The organism is Massilia genomosp. 1, from assembly GCF_011682185.1.
In the GTDB taxonomy this organism is placed as follows: Bacteria; Pseudomonadota; Gammaproteobacteria; order Burkholderiales; family Burkholderiaceae_D; genus Telluria_A; species Telluria_A rubra.
Genome location: NZ_WHJF01000264.1, coordinates 1 through 1,604, shown reverse-complemented (window position 1 = coordinate 1,604; position 1,604 = coordinate 1). Strand labels below are relative to the sequence as shown.

Annotated in this window: 1 rRNA gene; it reads left to right on the top strand. The window is 53.1% G+C overall.

Annotation, left to right across the window (positions count from 1 at the left end):
* Nucleotides 1-62 precede the first annotated feature (62 nt).
* Nucleotides 63-1,593 (top strand): 16S ribosomal RNA (locus tag F1735_RS33425).
* Nucleotides 1,594-1,604 lie beyond the last annotated feature (11 nt).

Here is a 1,604-nt window from a genome sequence, read left to right as displayed (position 1 = left end):
AAGAAGTGGCCTGTCAGTATTTTGAGTGAGCGATCTGTCCGCAAGGACATTAAACAGAGATTGAACTGAAGAGTTTGATCCTGGCTCAGATTGAACGCTGGCGGCATGCCTTACACATGCAAGTCGAACGGCAGCGCGGGGCAACCTGGCGGCGAGTGGCGAACGGGTGAGTAATATATCGGAACGTACCCTGGAGTGGGGGATAACGTAGCGAAAGTTACGCTAATACCGCATACGATCTAAGGATGAAAGTGGGGGATTCGCAAGAACCTCATGCTCCTGGAGCGGCCGATATCTGATTAGCTAGTTGGTGGGGTAAAGGCCTACCAAGGCATCGATCAGTAGCTGGTCTGAGAGGACGACCAGCCACACTGGAACTGAGACACGGTCCAGACTCCTACGGGAGGCAGCAGTGGGGAATTTTGGACAATGGGCGAAAGCCTGATCCAGCAATGCCGCGTGAGTGAAGAAGGCCTTCGGGTTGTAAAGCTCTTTTGTCAGGGAAGAAACGGTGGAGGCTAATATCCTCTGCTAATGACGGTACCTGAAGAATAAGCACCGGCTAACTACGTGCCAGCAGCCGCGGTAATACGTAGGGTGCAAGCGTTAATCGGAATTACTGGGCGTAAAGCGTGCGCAGGCGGTTTTGTAAGTCTGTCGTGAAATCCCCGGGCTCAACCTGGGAATTGCGATGGAGACTGCAAGGCTAGAATCTGGCAGAGGGGGGTAGAATTCCACGTGTAGCAGTGAAATGCGTAGAGATGTGGAGGAACACCGATGGCGAAGGCAGCCCCCTGGGTCAAGATTGACGCTCATGCACGAAAGCGTGGGGAGCAAACAGGATTAGATACCCTGGTAGTCCACGCCCTAAACGATGTCTACTAGTTGTCGGGTTTTAATTAACTTGGTAACGCAGCTAACGCGTGAAGTAGACCGCCTGGGGAGTACGGTCGCAAGATTAAAACTCAAAGGAATTGACGGGGACCCGCACAAGCGGTGGATGATGTGGATTAATTCGATGCAACGCGAAAAACCTTACCTACCCTTGACATGTACGGAAGCCACGAGAGATCGAGGTGTGCTCGAAAGAGAACCGTAACACAGGTGCTGCATGGCTGTCGTCAGCTCGTGTCGTGAGATGTTGGGTTAAGTCCCGCAACGAGCGCAACCCTTGTCATTAGTTGCTACGAAAGAGCACTCTAATGAGACTGCCGGTGACAAACCGGAGGAAGGTGGGGATGACGTCAAGTCCTCATGGCCCTTATGGGTAGGGCTTCACACGTCATACAATGGTACATACAGAGGGCCGCCAACCCGCGAGGGGGAGCTAATCCCAGAAAGTGTATCGTAGTCCGGATTGTAGTCTGCAACTCGACTACATGAAGTTGGAATCGCTAGTAATCGCGGATCAGCATGTCGCGGTGAATACGTTCCCGGGTCTTGTACACACCGCCCGTCACACCATGGGAGCGGGTTTTACCAGAAGTAGGTAGCTTAACCGCAAGGGGGGCGCTTACCACGGTAGGATTCGTGACTGGGGTGAAGTCGTAACAAGGTAGCCGTATCGGAAGGTGCGGCTGGATCACCTCCTTTCTAGAGTTGCA